Source organism: Methanococcus maripaludis C5, from assembly GCF_000016125.1.
In the GTDB taxonomy this organism is placed as follows: Archaea; AGJL01; Methanococci; order Methanococcales; family Methanococcaceae; genus Methanococcus; species Methanococcus maripaludis_D.
Map to the genome: position 1 here is coordinate 301,893 of NC_009135.1, position 20,051 is coordinate 321,943.

General features: G+C 33.4%; 26 protein-coding genes. 4 read left to right on the top strand and 22 right to left on the bottom strand.

Translation table 11 applies throughout. From position 1 onward, the window contains the following. Positions 1–39 precede the first annotated feature (39 nt). From purM to MMARC5_RS01775, 11 genes are all read right to left on the bottom strand, one after another. Positions 40–1,089 carry a phosphoribosylformylglycinamidine cyclo-ligase gene (gene purM / locus MMARC5_RS01725; RefSeq protein WP_011868108.1) on the bottom strand — a complete coding sequence of 350 codons (1,050 nt, stop codon included), beginning with the start codon at positions 1,087–1,089 and terminating at the stop codon, positions 40–42. 61 nt (positions 1,090–1,150) lie between these two features. Next, entirely contained in the window at positions 1,151–2,047 is an 897-nt protein-coding gene (locus MMARC5_RS01730; RefSeq protein ID WP_011868109.1) for a damage-control phosphatase ARMT1 family protein, read from the bottom strand. Positions 2,048–2,156: 109 nt separating this feature from the next. Continuing rightward, positions 2,157–2,996: a CBS domain-containing protein gene (locus tag MMARC5_RS01735; RefSeq protein ID WP_011868110.1), complete on the bottom strand. Its 840-nt coding sequence runs from the start codon at positions 2,994–2,996 to the stop codon at positions 2,157–2,159. Between the two features lie 23 nt (positions 2,997–3,019). Continuing rightward, positions 3,020–3,580, bottom strand: a complete 561-nt coding sequence (locus tag MMARC5_RS01740; protein ID WP_011868111.1) for a CBS domain-containing protein — start codon at positions 3,578–3,580, stop codon at positions 3,020–3,022. Positions 3,581–3,670: 90 nt separating this feature from the next. Next, complete coding sequence (locus tag MMARC5_RS01745) at positions 3,671–4,174, bottom strand: 6-carboxytetrahydropterin synthase QueD (protein ID WP_011868112.1); 504 nt, start codon at positions 4,172–4,174, stop codon at positions 3,671–3,673. Between the two features lie 92 nt (positions 4,175–4,266). Further along, the gene (fwdC, locus tag MMARC5_RS01750; protein WP_011868113.1) at positions 4,267–5,085 is read right to left on the bottom strand and encodes a tungsten-dependent formylmethanofuran dehydrogenase subunit FwdC; all 819 of its coding nucleotides are present in this window, start codon (positions 5,083–5,085) and stop codon (positions 4,267–4,269) included. Between the two features lie 34 nt (positions 5,086–5,119). Next, the gene (fwdA, locus tag MMARC5_RS01755) at positions 5,120–6,823 is read right to left on the bottom strand and encodes a tungsten-dependent formylmethanofuran dehydrogenase subunit FwdA (RefSeq protein WP_011868114.1); all 1,704 of its coding nucleotides are present in this window, start codon (positions 6,821–6,823) and stop codon (positions 5,120–5,122) included. Between the two features lie 20 nt (positions 6,824–6,843). Next, positions 6,844–7,230, bottom strand: coding sequence for a tungsten-dependent formylmethanofuran dehydrogenase subunit FwdD (gene fwdD / locus MMARC5_RS01760; protein ID WP_011868115.1), 387 nt, complete (start codon positions 7,228–7,230; stop codon positions 6,844–6,846). Positions 7,231–7,270: 40 nt separating this feature from the next. Continuing rightward, positions 7,271–7,513, bottom strand: a complete 243-nt coding sequence (locus tag MMARC5_RS01765) for a 4Fe-4S binding protein (protein ID WP_011868116.1) — start codon at positions 7,511–7,513, stop codon at positions 7,271–7,273. A 22-nt stretch (positions 7,514–7,535) separates the two neighbouring features. Then, positions 7,536–8,594 carry a tungsten-dependent formylmethanofuran dehydrogenase subunit FwdF gene (gene fwdF / locus MMARC5_RS01770; protein WP_011868117.1) on the bottom strand — a complete coding sequence of 353 codons (1,059 nt, stop codon included), beginning with the start codon at positions 8,592–8,594 and terminating at the stop codon, positions 7,536–7,538. Between the two features lie 22 nt (positions 8,595–8,616). Beyond that, positions 8,617–9,063, bottom strand: a complete 447-nt coding sequence (locus tag MMARC5_RS01775; RefSeq protein WP_011868118.1) for a 4Fe-4S binding protein — start codon at positions 9,061–9,063, stop codon at positions 8,617–8,619. A gap of 204 nt (positions 9,064–9,267) precedes the next feature. Here MMARC5_RS01775 and MMARC5_RS01780 point away from each other — a divergent pair, with 204 nt between their 5' ends. Both MMARC5_RS01780 and nadA read left to right on the top strand, forming a co-directional pair. Beyond that, positions 9,268–9,882: a ThiF family adenylyltransferase gene (locus tag MMARC5_RS01780; RefSeq protein WP_011868119.1), complete on the top strand. Its 615-nt coding sequence runs from the start codon at positions 9,268–9,270 to the stop codon at positions 9,880–9,882. A 57-nt stretch (positions 9,883–9,939) separates the two neighbouring features. Then, positions 9,940–10,857: a quinolinate synthase NadA gene (nadA, locus tag MMARC5_RS01785; protein WP_011868120.1), complete on the top strand. Its 918-nt coding sequence runs from the start codon at positions 9,940–9,942 to the stop codon at positions 10,855–10,857. A 10-nt stretch (positions 10,858–10,867) separates the two neighbouring features. On the opposite strand, the gene MMARC5_RS01790 is transcribed toward nadA, so the two are convergent. The 8 genes from MMARC5_RS01790 to MMARC5_RS01825 all read right to left on the bottom strand — a co-directional run bounded on the left by MMARC5_RS01790 (position 10,868) and on the right by MMARC5_RS01825 (position 16,376). Then, a complete protein-coding gene (locus tag MMARC5_RS01790) occupies positions 10,868–11,227 on the bottom strand; it encodes a hypothetical protein (protein ID WP_011868121.1) in 360 nt (119 codons plus the stop codon). A gap of 4 nt (positions 11,228–11,231) precedes the next feature. Next, positions 11,232–12,374, bottom strand: a complete 1,143-nt coding sequence (gene pscS, locus MMARC5_RS01795; RefSeq protein WP_011868122.1) for an O-phospho-L-seryl-tRNA:Cys-tRNA synthase — start codon at positions 12,372–12,374, stop codon at positions 11,232–11,234. A 27-nt stretch (positions 12,375–12,401) separates the two neighbouring features. Then, positions 12,402–13,178, bottom strand: a complete 777-nt coding sequence (gene larE / locus MMARC5_RS01800; protein ID WP_011868123.1) for an ATP-dependent sacrificial sulfur transferase LarE — start codon at positions 13,176–13,178, stop codon at positions 12,402–12,404. Further along, positions 13,175–14,158 carry a biotin synthase BioB gene (gene bioB / locus MMARC5_RS01805; RefSeq protein WP_011868124.1) on the bottom strand — a complete coding sequence of 328 codons (984 nt, stop codon included), beginning with the start codon at positions 14,156–14,158 and terminating at the stop codon, positions 13,175–13,177. Before bioB ends, larE begins: the two co-directional genes overlap by 4 nt. A gap of 77 nt (positions 14,159–14,235) precedes the next feature. Further along, positions 14,236–14,436, bottom strand: coding sequence for a hypothetical protein (locus MMARC5_RS01810; RefSeq protein WP_011868125.1), 201 nt, complete (start codon positions 14,434–14,436; stop codon positions 14,236–14,238). A 30-nt stretch (positions 14,437–14,466) separates the two neighbouring features. After that, the gene (locus MMARC5_RS01815) at positions 14,467–15,210 is read right to left on the bottom strand and encodes a UPF0280 family protein (protein ID WP_011868126.1); all 744 of its coding nucleotides are present in this window, start codon (positions 15,208–15,210) and stop codon (positions 14,467–14,469) included. Between the two features lie 28 nt (positions 15,211–15,238). Then, entirely contained in the window at positions 15,239–15,664 is a 426-nt protein-coding gene (locus tag MMARC5_RS01820) for a molybdenum cofactor biosynthesis protein MoaE (protein ID WP_011868127.1), read from the bottom strand. Further along, entirely contained in the window at positions 15,657–16,376 is a 720-nt protein-coding gene (locus MMARC5_RS01825) for a HesA/MoeB/ThiF family protein (RefSeq protein WP_011868128.1), read from the bottom strand. Before MMARC5_RS01825 ends, MMARC5_RS01820 begins: the two co-directional genes overlap by 8 nt. Before the next feature lie 76 nt (positions 16,377–16,452). Between MMARC5_RS01825 and fdhD the strand changes: the two genes are divergently transcribed. Further along, positions 16,453–17,154: a formate dehydrogenase accessory sulfurtransferase FdhD gene (gene fdhD, locus MMARC5_RS01830; RefSeq protein WP_011868129.1), complete on the top strand. Its 702-nt coding sequence runs from the start codon at positions 16,453–16,455 to the stop codon at positions 17,152–17,154. A 50-nt stretch (positions 17,155–17,204) separates the two neighbouring features. Then, entirely contained in the window at positions 17,205–18,095 is an 891-nt protein-coding gene (locus MMARC5_RS01835; protein WP_011868130.1) for a phosphoadenosine phosphosulfate reductase domain-containing protein, read from the top strand. A 19-nt stretch (positions 18,096–18,114) separates the two neighbouring features. Here MMARC5_RS01835 and MMARC5_RS01840 read toward each other — a convergent pair whose 3' ends face one another. From MMARC5_RS01840 to MMARC5_RS01850, 3 genes are read right to left on the bottom strand one after another with little or no spacing between them, the layout of a single operon-like run. Then, a complete protein-coding gene (locus tag MMARC5_RS01840) occupies positions 18,115–18,564 on the bottom strand; it encodes an HAD family hydrolase (protein WP_196793265.1) in 450 nt (149 codons plus the stop codon). 27 nt (positions 18,565–18,591) lie between these two features. Further along, positions 18,592–19,650 (bottom strand): nucleotidyltransferase domain-containing protein, encoded by a 1,059-nt coding sequence (locus MMARC5_RS01845; protein WP_011868132.1) that lies wholly within the window; start codon positions 19,648–19,650, stop codon positions 18,592–18,594. A gap of 56 nt (positions 19,651–19,706) precedes the next feature. Continuing rightward, entirely contained in the window at positions 19,707–20,009 is a 303-nt protein-coding gene (locus tag MMARC5_RS01850; protein WP_011868133.1) for an FUN14 domain-containing protein, read from the bottom strand. Between the last annotated feature and the right edge of the window lie 42 nt (positions 20,010–20,051).

Consider the following 20,051-nt stretch of genomic DNA (forward strand, 5'->3'; position numbering starts at 1 on the left):
AGTATTCACCCGTGTTCTTAATTAATATTACATTCTAAATTATTCCATTATCATTTTTTTGTTGTTGTATTCAACTAAAACTGTTTCTCTTTTAGTTTCGCCATTTAATTCAACGCTGTCTTCGATTTTTCCAATTACAAATGCAGGTATGTTGTGGTGGTTTGATATTTCAATTATTTTTTCAGCATCTTCCTTATCAACGATTACGCAAAATCCGATTCCCATGTTAAATGTTTTAAACATTTCTTCATCGGCTACGCTTCCTAAATTCTGTATTTCTTTAAATATTGGAAGAATTTCAGGTAATTCATCGATTTTGTAGCATACTTCTTTGTTTAATCTTTTTAATTTCCTAAATCCGCCACCTGTGATGTGTGCGAGTCCTTTTACGTTTACCTGTTTGATCATTTCTAAAACTGGTTTTACGTAAATTTTTGTAGGGGTTAAAAGCTCTTCAGCAACCGTTTTGCCGTGTGATAATTTGCTGTTGACATCGAGGTTTGCGATGTCGAAAAATACTTTCCTTGCAAGTGATAAACCGTTACTGTGAATTCCGCTGCTTCTTAAACCAACGATTAAATCACCAGGTTTTACTTCTTTACCGGATACGATTTCATCTTTTTTAACAACTGCAAGAACGGTTCCTGCTAAATCCACTCCTTTGATCATGTTTGGAAGTGATGCAGTTTCTCCACCGATTAAATTGATGTTTGATTCTTTTATTCCGTCATTCAATCCTTTTCCAATTTGTGAAGCGATATCTTCTGTGATATCTTCAACAGCCATGTAGTCAACGAGAGCAACAGGTTCTGCTCCGATACATATTGCATCGTTTACGTTCATTGCAATCATGTCAATTGGAACGGTGTCGAATTTGTTTGCCATTTCCGCAACAACCATTTTACTTCCAACACCATCAGTACAGAGCACCAAATAGTAATCTCCAAATTCAATAGCTCCTGCATAATGTCCTTTTAAATCAGCAGGTTTTATTGCATCGTTTCTTTCAAATTTAATCTGGGATGCAAGCGCCCTAATCACTTTGTCTTCTTTATAAATATCCACACCAGCGTCTTTGTAAGTTACCAAAATACCACCTTAAAAATAAATGAATAAATGTTTTTCTTTATCTAATCTGCAGTTATTAATTTTAAACTTTACTTATCTCTTTCCTTAAAAGAACGTTATCGCCTTCACATACCCCAACGTGTTCTGCAACAGGCTCACATTTTGCTTTTAATATGTAGTAAACAGGAATTTTTTCGGAGTTTTCCCGTTTTTCTTCGTATTCAGTTAAACTCTCGTAATTGCCCATTCCTTTTGCAATAATGAAATCAGAACTATTCAATTCACTTAAGAATTCTTCTGAAGATTCTTCAAACCGGATTCCAATTGTATCGGTTCCGCTTGTAATTACTTTTGTTACTTTATCGATTCCTGCGGTTTCAACGTCTTCTAAAGTAGCATCGTTTAATATTGGACTTCCCTTAACTGATACAACAACTTCAACGTAATTTTTAAGTTCTTTTATTAATGGAAGGTCAAAAACAATTTCGCCTGCATTATCACAGGTGTAAAATACTTTTTTTGAATTTTTAAGTTCATTTAATAATTCTTCGCTAAAATCAAGATCTAATTTTCCATCAAGCGTCGTTTTTACCATGTTTTCAATATTGACATCAGTACTAAACGGACCAAAATCAATTACATTTCCCGCAATTGCCAATTTTACTTTTTTTTGCAATCTTTCAAGTTCATCGTCACTTTCAAGCAAATGTTCAACATCATTTAAGTATTTAAGAGCAAATTCGTTTGCAACATCTTTTAAATTTTTGTAAGGATCGCTATTTTGAGTTTTTAATTTCAAGTGCCTGTGAAGTTCAGTACCCATAAATGAAGGAACGGAAGATTCACTATACATTTCAGATATTTTTTTAAGACCCCATGCTATGATTTTAAACTGTTCGGATTTGTCATCTGTTAGTTCCTTTGCAACATCCACAACCTGTCGTGTAATACAAAGTGCGCATTCTGGTTTAATTTTCAAAAGTCATCACCGGTAATATAATAATCGAGTTTGAAAAATAATAGTAAATTTCACTATAAAAAATAAATGCTAATTCAAATAAAAAAATCTAAAAAAGTTGTAATTTATTTTATTTTTTGTAAATGCATTTCACAATATCCTTTTCTGTAATTAATCCGACAAGTTTTTCTCCATCAACTACTGGAAGTACGCCAATATTTAATTCATTCATCTTTTTAACTGCATCAATTAGCTTAATTTCAGACTTTACTGAAACAATATCTGTTTTCATAATGTCTTGCATTCTTACATTCGTAATTTCTCGAATATTTCCGGTTTTCATATGGTTAAATGCCCAGTCGCTTCCAAATAGCCTTACAAAATCAGTTGAAGTAATAATTCCAACTAATTTTTCTTCGGAAACTATTGGAAGCCTTCTGAATCCATTTCTAAGCATCGTTCTTGCAACATCCTTTAATCTTTCCCCGGGTGTTGCAGATACCACATTTTCAGTCATGCAGTCTTTTACAAGAAGCTTTTCGTCAACCTGATCTTTTAAGTACTTTATAACATCTCTTTCATTAATTGTTGTAATCAAAACGCCTGATTTATCAACTACGGGCATTCCACCAATTTTTTTCTCAACAAATAAGTCGATTACTTCATTTAATTCTGCATTTTCTTTTATTAATACCACATTGTCGGTCATTATCTCTTTTACCGGCTCGTTAATGGCAGAAAGCATATTGTGGTTGTGCTTGAACTTTACGAGATTATATTTGGAACCTCCGCCCAACATGTTTACAATATCCATGTTCGTTAGAATTCCTTCAACTCTTCCAGTTCCAGGATCAACAACACATATTCTTCTGATGTTCTCCTTGTCCATCATTACAAGAGCTTCGATAATTTTTGTAGTGGGGTATACTTTTTCGACTTTTTTTTCGCCGACAATGGTTTTTATTTTCAAAATATCCCTCTTTTTTTAGATAATTACTCTTCTTCGTCTTCAGAATCTTCATTGCAGTTTTTACAGATATATCTTCCATTAATGTAATTTACACTATCTGTACTTCCGCAAATTTCGCAAATTCCTTCGATTTCTTCAGTTTTAGGGTATGGATATTCTGAATTATGAATTTCGTTTGTTTCGACCATTATATTGAAGAGCTCAGGAGATAGTTTTGTAATATCGCTTACTGTAACTATTCCGAGTAATTCATCACCTTCAACTACAGGGAGTCTTTTTACGTTTTCCGAGTCCATTTTTCTAGCTGCATCCATTATCGTGGATTTTGGAGCAATGGCGATTAATTTTGGAGAAGAAATTTCTTCCACTATTACTTCTTTTGATTTTAAATTTCTTGAAACAACGCCAAGTGCTAAATCTCGCTCTGTTATGATACCAACTGGTTTTCCAGCATCGTTTAATACTACTAAACAACCAATTCCTTTGTCTTTAAGGATATTTGCCACATCGTAAGCTGTGGTATCCAATGTTACTGTGGCTACCGGCGTACTCATGGCTTCAGTTACTGAAAGCTCCAGGTTCATGTTATCACCAGGTTTAGAAAATAATCATGGTAAAAGTGTGCAAATTCTGATTTATATAAATTTTTATTTGATTTCACGCCTTTTGCACTATTATTTCAAGTTTAGGATGTATCTTGCACCCTGACCAATTCCTTCATTTACTGTAGTTTCGATCCATTCGATTGACTTTTCAAGACCCATTTTTTGAAGCTTATCTTCAATAAATTTCGCAAAGTAAATGGATAGATCTTCTGCAGTAGTTGATTTTAAAGGGAGTAAATTAATGTCTTCTACTGGAAACATGTATTTTTTTACTTTTCCCGATTTTTCAACGTATTCTAAATAAATCGAATCTCCTTCCAATGAGTATTCCATGTTTTCATGATCTCTTGGAACAAGCAGTTTATGGTCGAGTTCACCACAAAGTTCCTTTACAATCTGCTTTAATATTTTAAAATCGCAGACAAACCCAAATTCTCCGGAAGGTTCGCCTGAGAGTTTTACGTCTACGTAGTAAGAATGGCCGTGAATTACCCCGCAGCTGTCATGTCCAAATACGATATGTGCTGATGAAAATCGGAGCCCTGCATAAATTCCATTTAATTCTAAAATCATAGTAATCCTCCTTAGATTATAATTGATACTATACAAATAGGGGTATAAAAAATAATTCAAAATGGAACAATTTCAAAAATTTAAAAAAAGTATTAGAGTAAGTTTTGATTGTTTTCGATAGCTGCGTAAAGTTCTCCTTTAGGTTTGGCGTTTACGTAATCTCCGCTGAATTTGATAAATGTTCCTTTCAACTGAGTTCCAGCATCTTTTTTGGATAATTTAACGAGTGGGTCTTCAACTATTCCTTCGAATTTGAATGATGGAAGCGGTTCTAAGATTTTACCGTAAACTACGATAGCACCTTTCATCATTTCTCCACCCGCTCTTCCTTCGATATCCCCTTCGATAATAATCATACCGCCATTTTGGTGGATTCCTGGGAGGATTTTTGAGTTACCTTTGATAAGAATAGTTCCGCCTTTCATGTATTCTCCAAGTTCGGATCCAGCGTTACCTGTGATGGTAATTTTTCCACCACTCATTCCTCTCCAGTCTCCTCTGTATGCCGAACCAACGTAGTTTTCAGCGTTTCCGTTAATGGTGATATCTCCACCTTTGAGGTTTTGACCTACCCAGCTTTCAGCGTCACCATTTACCGTAATTTTTCCGCCTTTCATTTCAACTCCAATGTACATTCCAGCATCGCCGTTTACAACGATTTCGCCAGATGTCATTTTTTCGCCGATTCTTTTAACTTTTTTACAGCAGTTGTTAATGGTTACTTTTGCAACAGGGCTTTCTTTGAGTTCAACGTCAAACATTTCGCTTAGTTTAACAGTTTTGTTTCCCTGTATCAATTCAATTCCAGAAATTTCTTCTAAGCTCATTTCTTGGAGTTTTTCTGGAAGTATTTTATCCATTTCAATAGGGACTGATACATCGCCCTTCAAATTAAGAATTAATTCATTCATAATTTCCACCTTAAAAAGATTGAATAAGATTTCCTTATTGTATTTCAGTAGCATCAATGTTTATTGGCATCCAGCTGTTTGCATAAGCATCTTGAACTGGGTAGTTTTCCATGTTTACGGAATAGAGTTTTCTAAACTTCATGCTGAGATCTTTCATGAGTTCTGCTTCTAAGTTCTCGTTTATTTCTGCGTTCACAAAGATTGTGTCCCCATAAACTTCTTTTACAACATTTCCGTTCTTTACAACGATTTCGCCATCTTTTAAAACATAAGCTGCTTCAAGGAATGCTTTTTCTATCTTTTTACCGGATTTTTCTTCAGGGTCGATGTCGTATATTGAAATATCTGCTTTAGCACCAGCACCTAAGTGGCCTCTGTCACCGCTTAAACCGAGTACTTTTGATGAATTTGCTCTTGTAATCTGTGCAATTTCATACATTGAGTATTCTCTGTCGGTTTCAGTTATGTGGCTTTTTTCTGCAGCCCATTTGTGAACCCTGTTTTGAATCCAGTCATTTCTGTATTCTTTGCTGAGTAACCAAGCGATAACTCTTGGGTATCTTACAAATGGTCCTGCATTAGGGTGGTCTGTCGTTAAAATTAATTTTTCAGGCTGTGTGTAGAGGAAAATGTCTAAACCAATAGCCCACTGGAGGGAGTAAACTGGTCCTTTTGGTGAGTAGATAAATGGAACAACACCTGAACCTGTTTCAAGCTCAACATCACAGTTTGCCCATTTAAGACCGTTTGTCATGTGGAGATCGTATTCCATTGGTCCATCAGCAGTCATTGTGGTGGTTTCATCAAGTGTAACTTGACCAACATCAATCATTACGTGTTTGTTTTTGTTTACGTAATCTGCAGTTTCTACCCCTTTACTTACACAGTCTTTCCATGAAGTTCCACCGTATGAGTGGAATTGGAGGTGGGTGTTATAGTAAACAGTATCCCTGTCACCGAATTTTGGTTTAGCTTTGATATCTTTTACACAGTCCATCGTATCAATGGTGGTTTCCCAGTTTCCAGGGTGACCGAGGTTATTTGGGTGTACGTGAATGGAATGTGGTAACCCGAGCATTTCGTTTACTTTTGCAAGTCCTGTTACGATTTCTCTTGGTGTGATTCCAAAGTATGGAACTTCGTCATCTAAACCGTGTACGTTTTTACCCCAACCCCAAGCTTCTGTTCCACCAGGGTTTACGATTTTTATTGCATATCCTTTGGTTACTTTTAAAAGCCAAGCAACGTATGCAGCACACATGCTCAAATCGCCATTTTTCAAGTACTCAAGTACCATCCAGCTGTTACCAAATAATGGCATTGCAGCTTTGTCGATTTGTGGTAAATCCATAAATTCTTCGTGTGTGTGTCTTGCAACAAGCGGAGGCATAGCTGCTTCGATAACTGTTGTATAACCCATACCCGAATATTGGTATCCTGTTTTGAATGTCGAAGGTATTGAAAATCCAGATCCTTGTCTCAATCCTTCTTTTGAAAATAGATCTTTTTTACTGTCTTCAGGTCTTAGTGTCCTTCCAGTATTTACTTTAGCTCCTGCAATGTGGCTGTGTGAATCAACACCACCTGCCATTACTACTTTTTTATTTGCATCAATTTCTAAAGCATTTTTTGATACAGATTCTACGATTTTTCCGTCTTTCACGCAGATATCCATCTTTTCTCCGTTGACCTTATTTTTAGGGTCGTAGACGGTACCATTTCTTATGATATATTCCATGAGATCACCCGATATTCCAATTATTCAATGTATGCTTTTCTCATTAAGTCGGACATTAATAATACTTCGTCATCAGTTTTTTCAACTTCTACTTCAAGAGGGCCTTTAAATGAAGGCATTGCGGTACTTTCAGTGTCAGGTAAAACAACTCTGTTTGCCCAAGGTCCCATTGGGATAAATATCATTCCAATTGGGGCTGGCTGGTCTGTTGTAATTGCATTTACTGCAACGTCACCATATTCTGAAGTTACTTTTATCGCATCGCCATCTTTAACTCCCAATGCATCCATATCTTCTGGGTTCATGTAGCAGACTGCTGCAGCTTTTCTGTACATTTCAAGGTTCTTTCCAGCTTCAATGGCTTCTCCTTGCCAGATGGTTCGTCCCGTATTTAGCATAAATTTCATAATATCACCAACAATAGATAAGATATGCTTAAAATTCCAGTTATTTTACAATAACCACTTTAATAGCATCAACAGGGCATGCTTCGATACATGCACCGCATCCACCGCATAAGTCCCCGTTTACGATGGATACAACACCATTTTCTACTCTCATAACTAATTTTTCATCGCTACTTGGTCCTTTGCCACCATATACATCGGGGTCTTGTGCATTTACAGGGCATGCAACAACACAGTTTCCGCATCCGTGACATTTTTCAGGATATACTTCGAGTTTGTACATTAAATCACCTATAATATTCACATTATTTTATTAATTTTGAGAAAGCTTTTTTCCATGCAGGTGCATTTGCTTCAGTCATGTTTATGTTTGTTCTTTTAACTGTTAATGCATCAACAGGGCATGAATGCGTACATGCACCACAGAGGATACATACATCCTGATTAACCATAACGTTAGGCACTTTGTCTCCCTGTTTTTCAGGTTTTGGGAATACAAGGGCATTACATGGACAAACTGAAATACATGCACCACATGCGTTACATGCAGGTTCGTCGATGATTAATTCTCCTTCGAATGGTTTTTCAACTTCTATTGCATCAGCAGGACAGATGTTTGCACACCATCCACAGGATACACAGAGGTCTTTGTCGATGTTTGTTTGTCCCTTAATTTCTTTGTAAAGCTCAGGTTCTTTAATTTTGCTTGCAAGTGGACATTTGTAGCAAATTGCTTCAATTGCATTGTGCGGACATGCTTTTTCACATACTTTACAATATACACAAGCGTCTAAGTCTATTTTAATATCTGCAATTGGATTTAAGCTTAAAGCGTTCATGTCGTTTGGAATTAATTCAATTGCCTCAGCAGGACAGTATTCAGCACAAATTCCACATAAAACACAATCGTCTTTTTTAATTGTGATTTCCCCTAATACTAAGGATTTTCTTTCAGGAACTTCTCTTTCAACGTCAATAGCACATTGAGGACATACTAATTCACACTGTTCACATAAAACACATTTGGACTGATTTAACTCAATTCCTCTTTTGATTTTAGGGTACTGTGGCATTTCGGTGATTGGTTTGTCGTTAATGCTTAATTTAACTGCATCAAATGGACATGCACACGCACACATACCACATAAAACACATTTTTCTGAGATGTCTAATTTTGGAGCATCAAGTTCTCCTTTAAAAATAGCACCTAATGGTCCCATTTCTATAGCGCTTGTAGGACAGATTTCGCTACAAATACCGCAACCAACACAGGTACAGTCGTCCCATTTCAAGACTCTTTTTTCAACGCCAGATCTTGAAATTTCAATGACGCCATCATTTTCGTCTTTTTTGAAGTTTTTCATTGTACTTCCTCCCTAATTTCGATTATTTGACTATTTTCAAAGCACCAACAGGACATTCGGAAACGCATTTACAACAAAGAATGCATTTTTCTCTGTCTATTGATATGCCGATATCTTCGGAATATACTGAAATTGCCCCGTATTCGCATTCAAGGCATTTGCCACATGCGATACACTTTTCCATGTCAATATCTATTTTTATATTGTAAATCCGTTCTATTAACTTTTTAGTAATCTGCTTGTTGTCTCCAAGCGAAGTAATTAATGGAATACCGTATTCTCGGGGTAAATTTATAATCTCTTCAGAGACTCTCATGACCTTATCTGATGGATATCTGCCGTGTAGGTAGTGGGAGATGATTGAACGATCCATTTCTAGAAACTCCGCTATCTCTCTTTGAAGTTTCCCTTCTTTTCGCATTTTTATTGCGACTACTGCTTTGATCCCTGATAGTATATGTTCTGGCATATTTTCATCCCATGTGAGTCATATACAACATAGGCCACCTATCTATTTATATGATTCTTCTAAAGTCAAATGATAAGATATATATACTATCGTTAGGTTCGCTAACGTTATCTTTATATTATTAAAGGACAATTATATTTTTAAATTCAGAAATTTAATCGAAAAATGTCAATTTTAAGTAAATATATTATTTTTGTGATTTTTATGGATATTAAAGCACTTGAAGATAAATTAAAACCAAACGGAACCGTATCTATTATTGGATGTGGAAGGCTCGGGATTAGAATTGCAATGAATATTTTGGAAGTTCACAGGGGTGGATTTGAAAAGCTCCAAATTTTTGATGCAGCAAAGATTGATCAAAATGATGTAGTGCACAGAAAACACGGTGCAAAAATTGGTGAATATAAAGTAAATTTTTTAAAAGAATTTTTCCCAGAAAGAATTGAAGCATTTTTTGAAGACATTACTGAAAAAAATATTGAAAAAATAACTGGAGAAGTAGTTTTAATTGTTTTTGCGGGCGGAGATACCCTTCCAATTAGAAAAAAAATTGTAGAATACTGTAAAAATACTGGAAAAGTTGCAATTGGAACTAATGGGGTATTTGGATTCAATCCATTAATTAAAATTGGGGACGCGAAGACCGAAAAAGGTCCAGTTGAATTTTTAGAAATGGGAACAAAAGGACATTTGGTAGTAGGCACGGGTAAATTTATAAAAGACATGGAACCAATAACACCATACACCTTAGACGAGATGGCAAAATACATCGTTATTGAATCTTTAAAAATAAAAAAAGAATTACTGAAAAACTAATGAAAAATAAAAAAGTGACAGATCATTCAAAATCACGAATTTACTTTTGGTGTTTTTATGGATATAATTGAAAGGATAAACAAACTGAAAAACGAGAAAAACGCAGTAATTTTGGCTCACAATTACCAGCCTGAAGAAATTCAGAGAATTGCAGATATTATTGGAGATTCACTGGAATTATGCATTGCTGCAAGGGATACTGATGCAGATATAATTGTATTTTGTGGCGTAGATTTCATGGCAGAAACTGCAAAAGTACTAAACAGCGGAAAAAAAGTACTTATTCCAGAAATTGTTGAAACAGACTGCCCGATGGCACACCAGCTTCCACCTGAAGTTATAATTGATACAAAGAAAAAACACCCAAATGCAAAAGTTGTAATTTATGTAAATACGCTTGCTTCTGCAAAAGCTCTTGCTGATGCAACATGTACTTCTGCAAATGCGGATTTGGTAGTAAATTCTTTCGAAGAAGACGAGATATTATTTGGCCCAGATAATAATTTGGGATACTTTGTATCAAGAAGATCGGATAAAAAAATTATCCCAATGCCTGAGGGTGGACACTGCTATGTCCATAAAATGTTTACTCTTGATGATGCAAGAGCAGTAAAAGAAAATTATCCCAATGCAGAACTTTTAATCCACCCCGAAAGTAACCCAAAATTACAGGATATTGCAGATCACGTAATGAGTACTGGTGGAATGGTAAAACACGTGTTAAATTCAGAATGCAACGAATTTATCATCGGAACAGAATGCGATATGATATCAAGACTTAAAATTGATCTTGAAAAAGCAGGAAAATCAAAAAAATTAATTCCATTAAGAAAAGATGCTTTATGTACTTCCATGAAGAATATAACTTTAGAAAAAATAGAAAAATGTCTTTTGGAAGAAAAATACGAAATAATGCTCGATAATAAAATAATTGAAAATGCAAGAAATGCAATCGAGAGAATGCTTTCAATTTAATTTTTTTATTTTATTCTTCTTTTGCGTAGTATTTTACCATTTCTTCGGTTTCATCGAATATTTCAGCTTCGTAGTATTTTACATCGCCGTTAGTATCGATTTTTACATATACGTGCTCTATATTTTTGTATTGTTCATCAGTCTTTGTAAAACTAGGAGTTACGGATTGTGAAAATGAGTTTCCTTCTCTGGCGTATTCAAAGATTATATTTCGACCTTCAACAATGTATCCTTGATAGTCTAAACCGCCCATGTTAAATGTAACCGCTAAAAACACGTATTTTTCAGAGTTATCGGGTGCAAATGAAAAGTATATTGCGCCCACAAGAATTAAAAGCATAATTACTGGAAGTATATATTTAGAACTCATTAATTCACCTTAACTCGTTTATAATTGTTTTCATGCTATTTATCACGTAGTCAACTTGAGTATTGGTTAATCCATAAACACTCATCTTAAATTCTTTTGTAACCCCCCTTCTTATCCCGCCGAGTCCTCTTCTCTTCAATTCTTCGTAGAAGAAAAATCCTCTTCTTTTATCTTTTTCTGCAATTTCATCTAAAATTGGAGTTTCAAATCGTATGATATCGTGGTTTCTAGGTTTTTCCCCAATTTGTTTAAATCCTAATGGTTCAAGTTCATTAACCACTTTTCTTGTTTTTTCAAGTTCTAAATCCCACTTTTTAACCCTTTCAATCAGGCGTTCAAAGCTTGCCATTAAACTCAAAATTGGAATTCCTCGACTTGTACAGCCAAGCATCTGGAGTTCTTTTACCACATTTACTTTTGATGTTTCAAGCACTTCATCTTCGTATTTTTTATTTATTGAAAGAAGGCCACAAGGACCTGATGCAGCCATACTTTTGTGTCCTGATGCTGCGATAAAGTCTACATTTAATTTTTTTCCGTCAATAGGCATTCTTCCAGCAGAATACGCACAGTTTAATAAAAATGGATACCCTTTCGATTTTGCAATTTTTCCTACCTTTTCAACATCTGCAACGTTTCCGTAATTTCCATCAACGTGCGTTAAAAGGATTAATCCAATATTTTTTTTGGAGTCTTCGAGCATGTCAATTTTTTCAGCGTAACTTTCAGGAATTACTCTAAATGTCGGGTATTCCCCAATGTCGGTTTTTTCGTAGTTTAATTTGGCCCTTTCGATTGCCACGTATGAAGTATAGTGGGCATTTCCATCTAAAACAACATAATCCCCTTCCTTACAGATGGAATTCATAACAGCGTATTTACTTTCCCTTGCACCATGTGTAGGTCTTGTTATATCCATTCCTAAAAATTTGGACATATCTTCTAAAAATTCGTTTATTGGAGGAGTTTCGATTCTGTCAAGTCTTCCTGAACAGTAATCGCAGACACTGTATCCGTCCCAGTATTCATAGATTATTTTCTTAGATTCAGTTGGAAGGATTCCTCCCCTTTGAATTGGATTTAAATTAATCATTTCCCTTTCAAGATTTCTCGTAATATTTTTGTATTTATCAGTATTTATCTCCATAAAATCACCAATTCTCGCGTAATTTAATTATTTAAAATTTAGGTCGATTACAACCTTTTCAAACCCTATTTTTTTAAGTTCCGTATTTATTCTTTCTATCGAATCATTATCAAATATTTTTTCCGATTCGTTCTTTGTTAACTCAATAATTGCAATATTTTCAATGTAGCGCACCCTTAAATAACTTTCAATATGGAAGTTTGATTTTATAAACTCTTCTGCTAAATTCGATTTAGCCATATTTTCTTTAGAAATCGGTGCTGATAAAATACGGGTGGCCATACAGGTATCTTTTTTTGGAATATCAATTTTTAAGTATTTTGAAATTTCGAAAACGTCATTTTTGTTGAATTTTAAATCAGAAAGGGGAGAAATTATATTTTCTTCGTGAAAAGCTTTTATTCCTGGCCTATCTTCGAATATATCGTCGTAAATCGTTCCATCAACAATAATATCATAATTTAATTCATTTTTTATTTTTTTAAGTTCTTCTGCAATTCTTTTTTTACAGTTGTAACACCGGTTTTCTAAGTTTTTTGAGGTAATTTCATTTAAATAATCTATTTTTTCTGTTTTCTGGGGAATATTATATTTTTTAGCACAATCTTCTGCTTTTTTTATTACATTTTCAGAAAAAAATCCGTTATCAACCGTTACAGCGAGTGTTTTTGTGGCATCGCTTGCAATTTTTGAAATAAGTGTGCTGTCAACACCTCCGGAATACGCAACAATCACTTTTTTATTTTTGAAAAATTCGAGTAATGAATTATATTTTTCCAGCAAACATTTTTCCATGTTTATCATCGCTCAAAACCCATTTCTTCAATCATTTTTAAATCGGATTGGATATTTTGTCCATTTGTTGTTAAATAGTTTCCAATCATTAAACCATCAATTGCAAGAAGTGAATATTTTTGCATATCTTTTAAAACATGCTCTCTTCCACCACAAAGCCGTATTACTTTATTTGGAAGAGTAATTCTTGCAATGCAGAGAGATTTCAATGCACCAATGGAATTAATTGGCGAAATATCCCCTGAGTTTATTCTATCGTAAATTTTGGTGCCGTAAATAGGATTTAAAAGATTTAGTGCAATACTATCAACACCGAGCTTTTTTAAATCTAAAAATAAATTAATTCTATCATCAATGGATTCACCCATTCCAAAAATACCGCCGCTGCACATTTCAAGCCCAATTTTTTTAGCTTCGAGAATTACTTTTATTTTATCGTTGTAGTCATGGGTTGTACAGATATTTTTAAAGTAATTTTCAGAAGTTTCAAGGTTATTGTGGATTCTTACGTTTTTTTCGTTTAAAGCTTTCAATTGATCTTTATTTAAAAGCCCTAGAGACACACATACTTTCAATTTCGTTTTATTTTGAATTTCTTCAATAGATTCAATAATTTTTTCAAATTCTAAATCTGTAACTGTTTTTCCACTTACAACAATTGAAAAGCGGTTTGAATATTTTTCAACGGATTTAGCATTTTTTAAAATCTCTTCTTTTGATTTTAATTCATATGTATCTATTTTTGAACTGTTATGTTTTGATTGAGAGCAGAATATACAGTTTTCAGGACATATTCCTGATTTGGCATTCATAATGGAGCATAAATCAATTTTATCTTTGTTAAATAATTTTTTTAAGGCGTATGAAATATCCAGCAAATCATTTAAATCTAAATTCCACAAATCAATTAAATCGTTCCTATTTAGTTTTTTAGAAGCTGATTTTTCGTAAATTTCTAAAGAATCAGAATTTAATTTAATTTCCTTCAAAAAACCACCTTTATGGCGAATAAGTTTCTAAAATAATTTTAAAAATAGTATTTGTTTTTACATTTTAAATTTAATGATCATCTGTTTTCTTCGGAGCCATATGATTCATCATTAGAAGTATCGTATTTTTCTTCATTTTCTTCTTCATATTCTTCGTTTAAAACGGCGGCCTGAACAGTTTCATTTGACGGATCTGTATAGTCTGCACATCCGGTAAGGATTACGCAAAATATTATTGCAGAAATTAAAACGATACCTTTTATTGCTTTTGAGTTCATGATATACACCAAATATACTATAATTTTACTTCAAACCATTTCAAAAACATTTCCCAAAACTTCTTTTTTATCCGTTTTTATCAATTGGGGTATTTTTCCAATTTTGCCAGCATGTTCGCCCATGCATACAAAAACACCATCAATTTTGGAAATAGTTTCAGCTTTTTCAAGACAATTATTCATTGCATCAACAGCATTTCCAACTGCAAAATTTCCAATCGAAGTTGCAGCTGCATCTGCAATAATTGCAGATTTTGAAAAAACAGTAACTGAATCAGCATTTCCAAAGCTTACAGAGTGTCCAACAGTTCCTGATGAGGTACAGATTCCATATCCATTTTTCATTTTTTCTTTTTTTAGTTTAAATCCCAAATTTCCAGAAAGTGACGAATTTCCGGCATAAAGTCCAACTGTTGTATCCATTTCACATTTTAAACAGATATCGCCACCATTTTCAGAAATTGCATTTTTACAGTCATTTTCAATCAGATTTTCAACAATTAACTGACTGAATGTTCCTGCAACTGCCGCCATTGGCCCGACATCCGCGTTAAATCCAGCTTCAGCCATTAATTTTACTATTTTTGGCGCGTTATCCGGAACTTCAAGTGGTGAATAGCTAGTTAAAAAAATGGGATTTCTTAAAATATAATTTTCAAGGTTTAATCGTTCATTAATAACGGCATTTTTCGCCATTTTAAAAAATTTGGGATTATCTACTTTTAAAAGAATATTTGTTTCTTTAATTGCTATTTGTTCTTGAAAAAATTTCATGGTATTCCTTTTTTAAAATTAAAATAACTTAGTGCTGTTCTACCCAGTAGGAACCATCTTTTGAAAATTCCTTTTTCCATATCGGAACTTCTTCTTTTAAGCTGTCGATCAAATATTCACAGGCTAAAAATGCTTCTTTTCTGTGTTTTGCACCAACAACGATTAATACAATATTTTCTCCAACGTTTAGCGTTCCAATCCTGTGGATTAATGTAGCATTGATTATGTTAAACTTTTCAATTGCCCTATTTTTTAATTCTTCAAGTTTTTTTGAAGCCATCTGTTCGTAGCATTCAAATTCAATAAATTCAGCTTCTTTTTCAACGCCTTTATCATATCCTACGTTTCTAACAACCCCTACAAAATTTACAAGACCGCCTATTTCAGGATGTTCTTTTAAAAGGGCTTTAGTTTCAACATCAACGTTAAAATCTTCATTAGACACTCTAATCATTCAAACCACCGCAAATTTTACATTCAGGATTTTTCTTTATATTAAATGTGAAATAATCATTTGTTCGCATATCTATCGAAAGCAATTTATTTTTTAAAGGAGTTCCTATTCCAGTTATTAATTTTATCGCTTCGCTTGCTTGAATTGAACCAATTACTCCAGGAGTTACTCCGAGCACTGGAAAAGACTTATTTTTTTCTTCATCTTTTAATTTAAAAATACATTCTATACATGGTGTTTCATCGGGAACTATCGTTGTAACCTGTCCTCGCAAGTCTTCAATTGCCCCGTGAACGAGCGGGATTTTGTATTTATTTGAAAATTTATTTAATAAATATCTCGCTTCAAAATTATCGAGACAATCAACAATAACGTCTGAATTTTTAATATGGGATTCATTTACTTTTTCAGGATAAATTTCAATGTTTATCTCTGAATTAATACTTTTTAACTTTTCTTTTGCAGAAATGACCTTTTTTATTCCGATATCTTTTTCAAAATGTAATATCTGCCGATTTAAATTTGAAAGTTCAACTTCTTGATAATCAACTAATTTTAACTTTCCAACTCCTGCGGCAGCTAGATATTGTGAAACAACGGTTCCAAGTCCGCCAACACCGACAACAGTTACAGTTGCATCTAGCAGTTTTTTTTGGCCAGTTTCTCCGAAATCATCCATTAAAATCTGTCTTTTGTATCTTTCCAAGTTCATAGTATCACAGTTATTTAAACAACTATATCCTTTAAGTTATAATAATATTGATGGTATGATTTTGGAGTGTGCGAAAATGTCTAAAATGGTTACAAAAGTTAAAACGTATTCTTGGAGCGCAGAAAAAGGGCTTTTAGAAAAGGAAGACACGATAGTAACTGAGGATTTCTATGAATTGTACCTTGATGGAAAATTAATTGAAACAATGGTCGTATCTCCTGAAAATATTGAAGAATTGGGTATTGGATACACTATTTCAGAAGGATATATCACTCCTGAAAATTTTTCAAAAATTAAGATAGAAGATAAGAAGATTTACGTGGATTCAAAAGAATTAGAAAAAGAAGATACAAAAAAAGAGAACGTAAATTTAAAATTAAGCACAATTAAAAAAATCATGGAAACAATGCCAACTCTTTCAGACACTTGGAAGATAACAGGCGGAGTCCACTGGGCAGCACTCTTTGACTTTTCAGGAAACAAAATAATATATTTTGAGGATATCGGAAGGCACAATGCAGTAGATAAGGTAGTTGGATATGCTGTTTTAAATAATATTGATTTAAACAATTGTGTACTTGCATCAAGTGGACGACAGCCAACTGCGATGGTTAAAAAAGCAGTAAATTCTAAAATTCCGGTAATTATTACGAAATCCCCGTCAACAGACAAGGGGGTAATTTTGGCAAAAGAAAATGATATTTTATTAATCGGTTTTGCAAGAATTGACCGTTTCACAGTTTACAACGGAGTAGAAAACATAGATTTTAAAGCATAAAACTTTTTTTATGCAGAAATAATATAATTAATTTAAAGATAGTGGGTTATATGGATAATAATCTTGAATTTAGGCCTTGGACGCAAAATAAGCGAAATTTAAAGCATTTAAATCAGTTAAAAGAAGATATTTTAAATAATTTTGAAGATTTGAAGTTAAAAGACGAAAAAATAATTGTAATGCTCAGTGGCGGAAAAGATAGTGCTGTTTCACTCGCAGTTGCAAAGGAACTTGGATTAAACGTTCATTTGTGTGTTCATTTTGTCCACAAATGGAGTTGGGATATTTCAACAAACGAAGCAAAAAAATTAGCCGATAGATTTAATATACCAATAATCTTTCCAAACGTGACTGAAGAATTGGCCAAAAAAACACAGGGTGCAAAAGGAAAAAGCATCTGCCGCATCTGCAAAACGATAATGAAAGCTAGAATGATAGATATTGCAAAAGAAGAAAATGCAAAAATAATAATGACTGGAGAAACTGCGCTTGAAAAAATTGCAGGCCCAGTCTTCCAATATATCCGTGAAAATAATACCAATGTTAAAAGAAAAGACGAATTTGAACTTTATAAAAAAATGGAGATCACAAAAGTTCCAAAAAGATACAAAATTCATTTTTTCAGGCCATTAATTCGTGTTGGGCATTTTGATGTATTTAATCTTCAAAAATATTATAATATCGATATAAAACGAGTAAGCGAAGCAGGAAATAAAATCGGTTACTGGAGAGAGGGCTGCTGCCTTCAGTACTGTAGTCCTGACTGTGAATTAACAACTGAATTATTTGATGATTTATATAAAATAAATAAAAAAGCAACAGAAATTGCGAGAGAAAATGGATTCAGGGCATCAATTACCCTTCCAGCAAAAGAAATTACTGTAATTCCAGAAGAAGAAAAATATTTCAAAAAAATTGAAGAAATTTTAAAAGAGATTTAATTTAAATTTTATTTTTAAGTTATTTTCTAAGAGTTGCAATGATTCTTTTTTCATTTAAAAGCAGATTTATTGCATCTTTTATATTATTAATCACGATATCTGACTTTAAAAGCGCATTTGTTGACGCCCCTTCTTCTCCGATTATTAATATTCCAAGTTCACTTTTTTCAAGCATTAAGCAGTCGTTATTTCCGTTTCCAATTCCAATATATGGAGAATATTTTTCAGCAGCTTTTTCTTTTTCTATTTCATTTTTGATTTTATCAACTGTAATTGGAAGGCCATTGAATTCCTTTTCCAATGTTCCGTAAGTGTCTGCTGTAAGTACAACGAGTTTATAAGTTTTTCCAAGTTCTTTTAAAAGTTCTTTTATTTTCTCACTTACAAGCCCATCAACTGCCAAAGTCCCGTTTAAATCGAAAACAACCGTTTTAGAAGTTATTTTACCGTAATTTGGAATATCAATAATACTACCACCTAAAAAAAAGAAAATTAATTATTTATCAAGTTTTACGTATTCATTAAATGCTTCCCGCGTAGTTCCAACAACAACTCGTTTGTAAGTTTCTTTTCCGTAAACTTCTTCCAATTTTCCGCGAACAATTATTTTTTCGCCATTATATGTGGATCCTGCATAAGTATGGGTAAATGATACCACTTCTTCAATTTCGAAAGCAGAAACTTTCGCATTATTTTCATTGTTTAAAATTTCAACATTTTCTACTTTGTATACTGCAGGGTTGTCAAAAACAAAGGTATCGTCTTTTACTTTCGCTTTAATCTGGATAAATCCTAAGTTTTTGTATTTTTTATCCCCATATTTTTCATTTATTTCATCCCAGCCTCTCGTTGCAAGTAAATCAAACATTACTCCATCAACAACGCCCCTGTTTAATTTTCTCTTTTCATGCCAAACAAACTCATCGTAAGTTAAGGTTCCATCTTTTATTCTTTTTGCATACGCCTTTTTCCAGAAATCTTCTGAGAGCGGTTCTAAAGTTCCATCTTTAAAAGTTTCTGAAAGAATATCTCTTGCATTTTTGTGGTTTTTCATTCCGTAAATTACAAAATCAATGTCTGAATTTTCATTGTTTAGTTTTAAAACAGTGGATCCAGATACCCCCATGTTTTTATATTCAATTCCGTAATCATGAAGCGTATCTGCTAATTTCGCACATTTTATTTCGGCTTCAGTATTTTGTTCATTTAAAACTTCTTCTAATCTTTTCTGGGGACTTAAAATTTCTTTAACATTGTTTTTAGGAATGGCATGCAAGAGTACGTCGTTTATATCATCATAAAATAAATATTCTGGGTAGTATTCTTTTAAAATTGCATAGGCTTTCGCGCTGTCCGCTATTTTTATGTATTTTTGACCGTTCAGTATTCTTATGTCGTTTTCGTTGAGATCATAGTCTTTTAAGATATGATTTCCAATTTTATCAATATTTATGTATCTTAAAAAAGAAATGACTGAATTTTCCGGGTGGTAATAAGTATTAACTGCAAAATAACCTTCATCGGTTTTTACAAAATCCCTAATACGAGTGTCCATAATTTCACTTTTTTAAATCTAAAAAATATATTTTAAAATGGTTTAATTATTTTGAATTAACCTTGTTTTAATCCAACTGTGGCACCCGCTGCAAATCCGCCGCCCAATGATACAGAATGAATTAATCCAATAGCTAAACTTCCGTAAGACATAACTGCACCTTCAACACTTCCAACAAGACCGAACAATGCATCTACATTTATTGAAATAACGCCTAAATTACTTAAGTATATTAAACTGAATACATAAAGACCCATTAATGCAATAACCACTTTCATGGCCATTTTAATTCCCCATCCAACAACAAAACCCGTTATAAATCCAGTTCCAAGGTCTGGAACAAACTGCATTATGTCCATGATCTATCCCCATTTTTTCCGCTTTTATATGATAATATTTAA

What these genes read in the sequence shown, in the direction of transcription:
- nadA (WP_011868120.1), top strand. Translation starts at nt 9,940, where the DNA reads ATGGATATAATTGAAAGGATAAACAAACTGAAAAACGAGAAAAACGCA.
- pscS (WP_011868122.1), bottom strand. Translation starts at nt 12,374, where the DNA reads ATGGAGATAAATACTGATAAATACAAAAATATTACGAGAAATCTTGAA.
- larE (WP_011868123.1), bottom strand. Translation starts at nt 13,178, where the DNA reads ATGATAAACATGGAAAAATGTTTGCTGGAAAAATATAATTCATTACTC.
- fdhD (WP_011868129.1), top strand. Translation starts at nt 16,453, where the DNA reads ATGTCTAAAATGGTTACAAAAGTTAAAACGTATTCTTGGAGCGCAGAA.
- fwdA (WP_011868114.1), bottom strand. Translation starts at nt 6,823, where the DNA reads ATGGAATATATCATAAGAAATGGTACCGTCTACGACCCTAAAAATAAG.
- fwdD (WP_011868115.1), bottom strand. Translation starts at nt 7,230, where the DNA reads ATGAAATTTATGCTAAATACGGGACGAACCATCTGGCAAGGAGAAGCC.
- MMARC5_RS01850 (WP_011868133.1), bottom strand. Translation starts at nt 20,009, where the DNA reads ATGGACATAATGCAGTTTGTTCCAGACCTTGGAACTGGATTTATAACG.
- MMARC5_RS01845 (WP_011868132.1), bottom strand. Translation starts at nt 19,650, where the DNA reads ATGGACACTCGTATTAGGGATTTTGTAAAAACCGATGAAGGTTATTTT.
- MMARC5_RS01810 (WP_011868125.1), bottom strand. Translation starts at nt 14,436, where the DNA reads ATGAACTCAAAAGCAATAAAAGGTATCGTTTTAATTTCTGCAATAATA.
- MMARC5_RS01825 (WP_011868128.1), bottom strand. Translation starts at nt 16,376, where the DNA reads ATGAACTTGGAAAGATACAAAAGACAGATTTTAATGGATGATTTCGGA.
- MMARC5_RS01815 (WP_011868126.1), bottom strand. Translation starts at nt 15,210, where the DNA reads ATGAAATTTTTTCAAGAACAAATAGCAATTAAAGAAACAAATATTCTT.
- MMARC5_RS01820 (WP_011868127.1), bottom strand. Translation starts at nt 15,664, where the DNA reads ATGATTAGAGTGTCTAATGAAGATTTTAACGTTGATGTTGAAACTAAA.
- MMARC5_RS01780 (WP_011868119.1), top strand. Translation starts at nt 9,268, where the DNA reads ATGGATATTAAAGCACTTGAAGATAAATTAAAACCAAACGGAACCGTA.
- MMARC5_RS01835 (WP_011868130.1), top strand. Translation starts at nt 17,205, where the DNA reads ATGGATAATAATCTTGAATTTAGGCCTTGGACGCAAAATAAGCGAAAT.
- MMARC5_RS01775 (WP_011868118.1), bottom strand. Translation starts at nt 9,063, where the DNA reads ATGCCAGAACATATACTATCAGGGATCAAAGCAGTAGTCGCAATAAAA.
- MMARC5_RS01790 (WP_011868121.1), bottom strand. Translation starts at nt 11,227, where the DNA reads ATGAGTTCTAAATATATACTTCCAGTAATTATGCTTTTAATTCTTGTG.
- fwdF (WP_011868117.1), bottom strand. Translation starts at nt 8,594, where the DNA reads ATGAAAAACTTCAAAAAAGACGAAAATGATGGCGTCATTGAAATTTCA.
- MMARC5_RS01745 (WP_011868112.1), bottom strand. Translation starts at nt 4,174, where the DNA reads ATGATTTTAGAATTAAATGGAATTTATGCAGGGCTCCGATTTTCATCA.
- MMARC5_RS01765 (WP_011868116.1), bottom strand. Translation starts at nt 7,513, where the DNA reads ATGTACAAACTCGAAGTATATCCTGAAAAATGTCACGGATGCGGAAAC.
- MMARC5_RS01740 (WP_011868111.1), bottom strand. Translation starts at nt 3,580, where the DNA reads ATGAACCTGGAGCTTTCAGTAACTGAAGCCATGAGTACGCCGGTAGCC.
- fwdC (WP_011868113.1), bottom strand. Translation starts at nt 5,085, where the DNA reads ATGAATGAATTAATTCTTAATTTGAAGGGCGATGTATCAGTCCCTATT.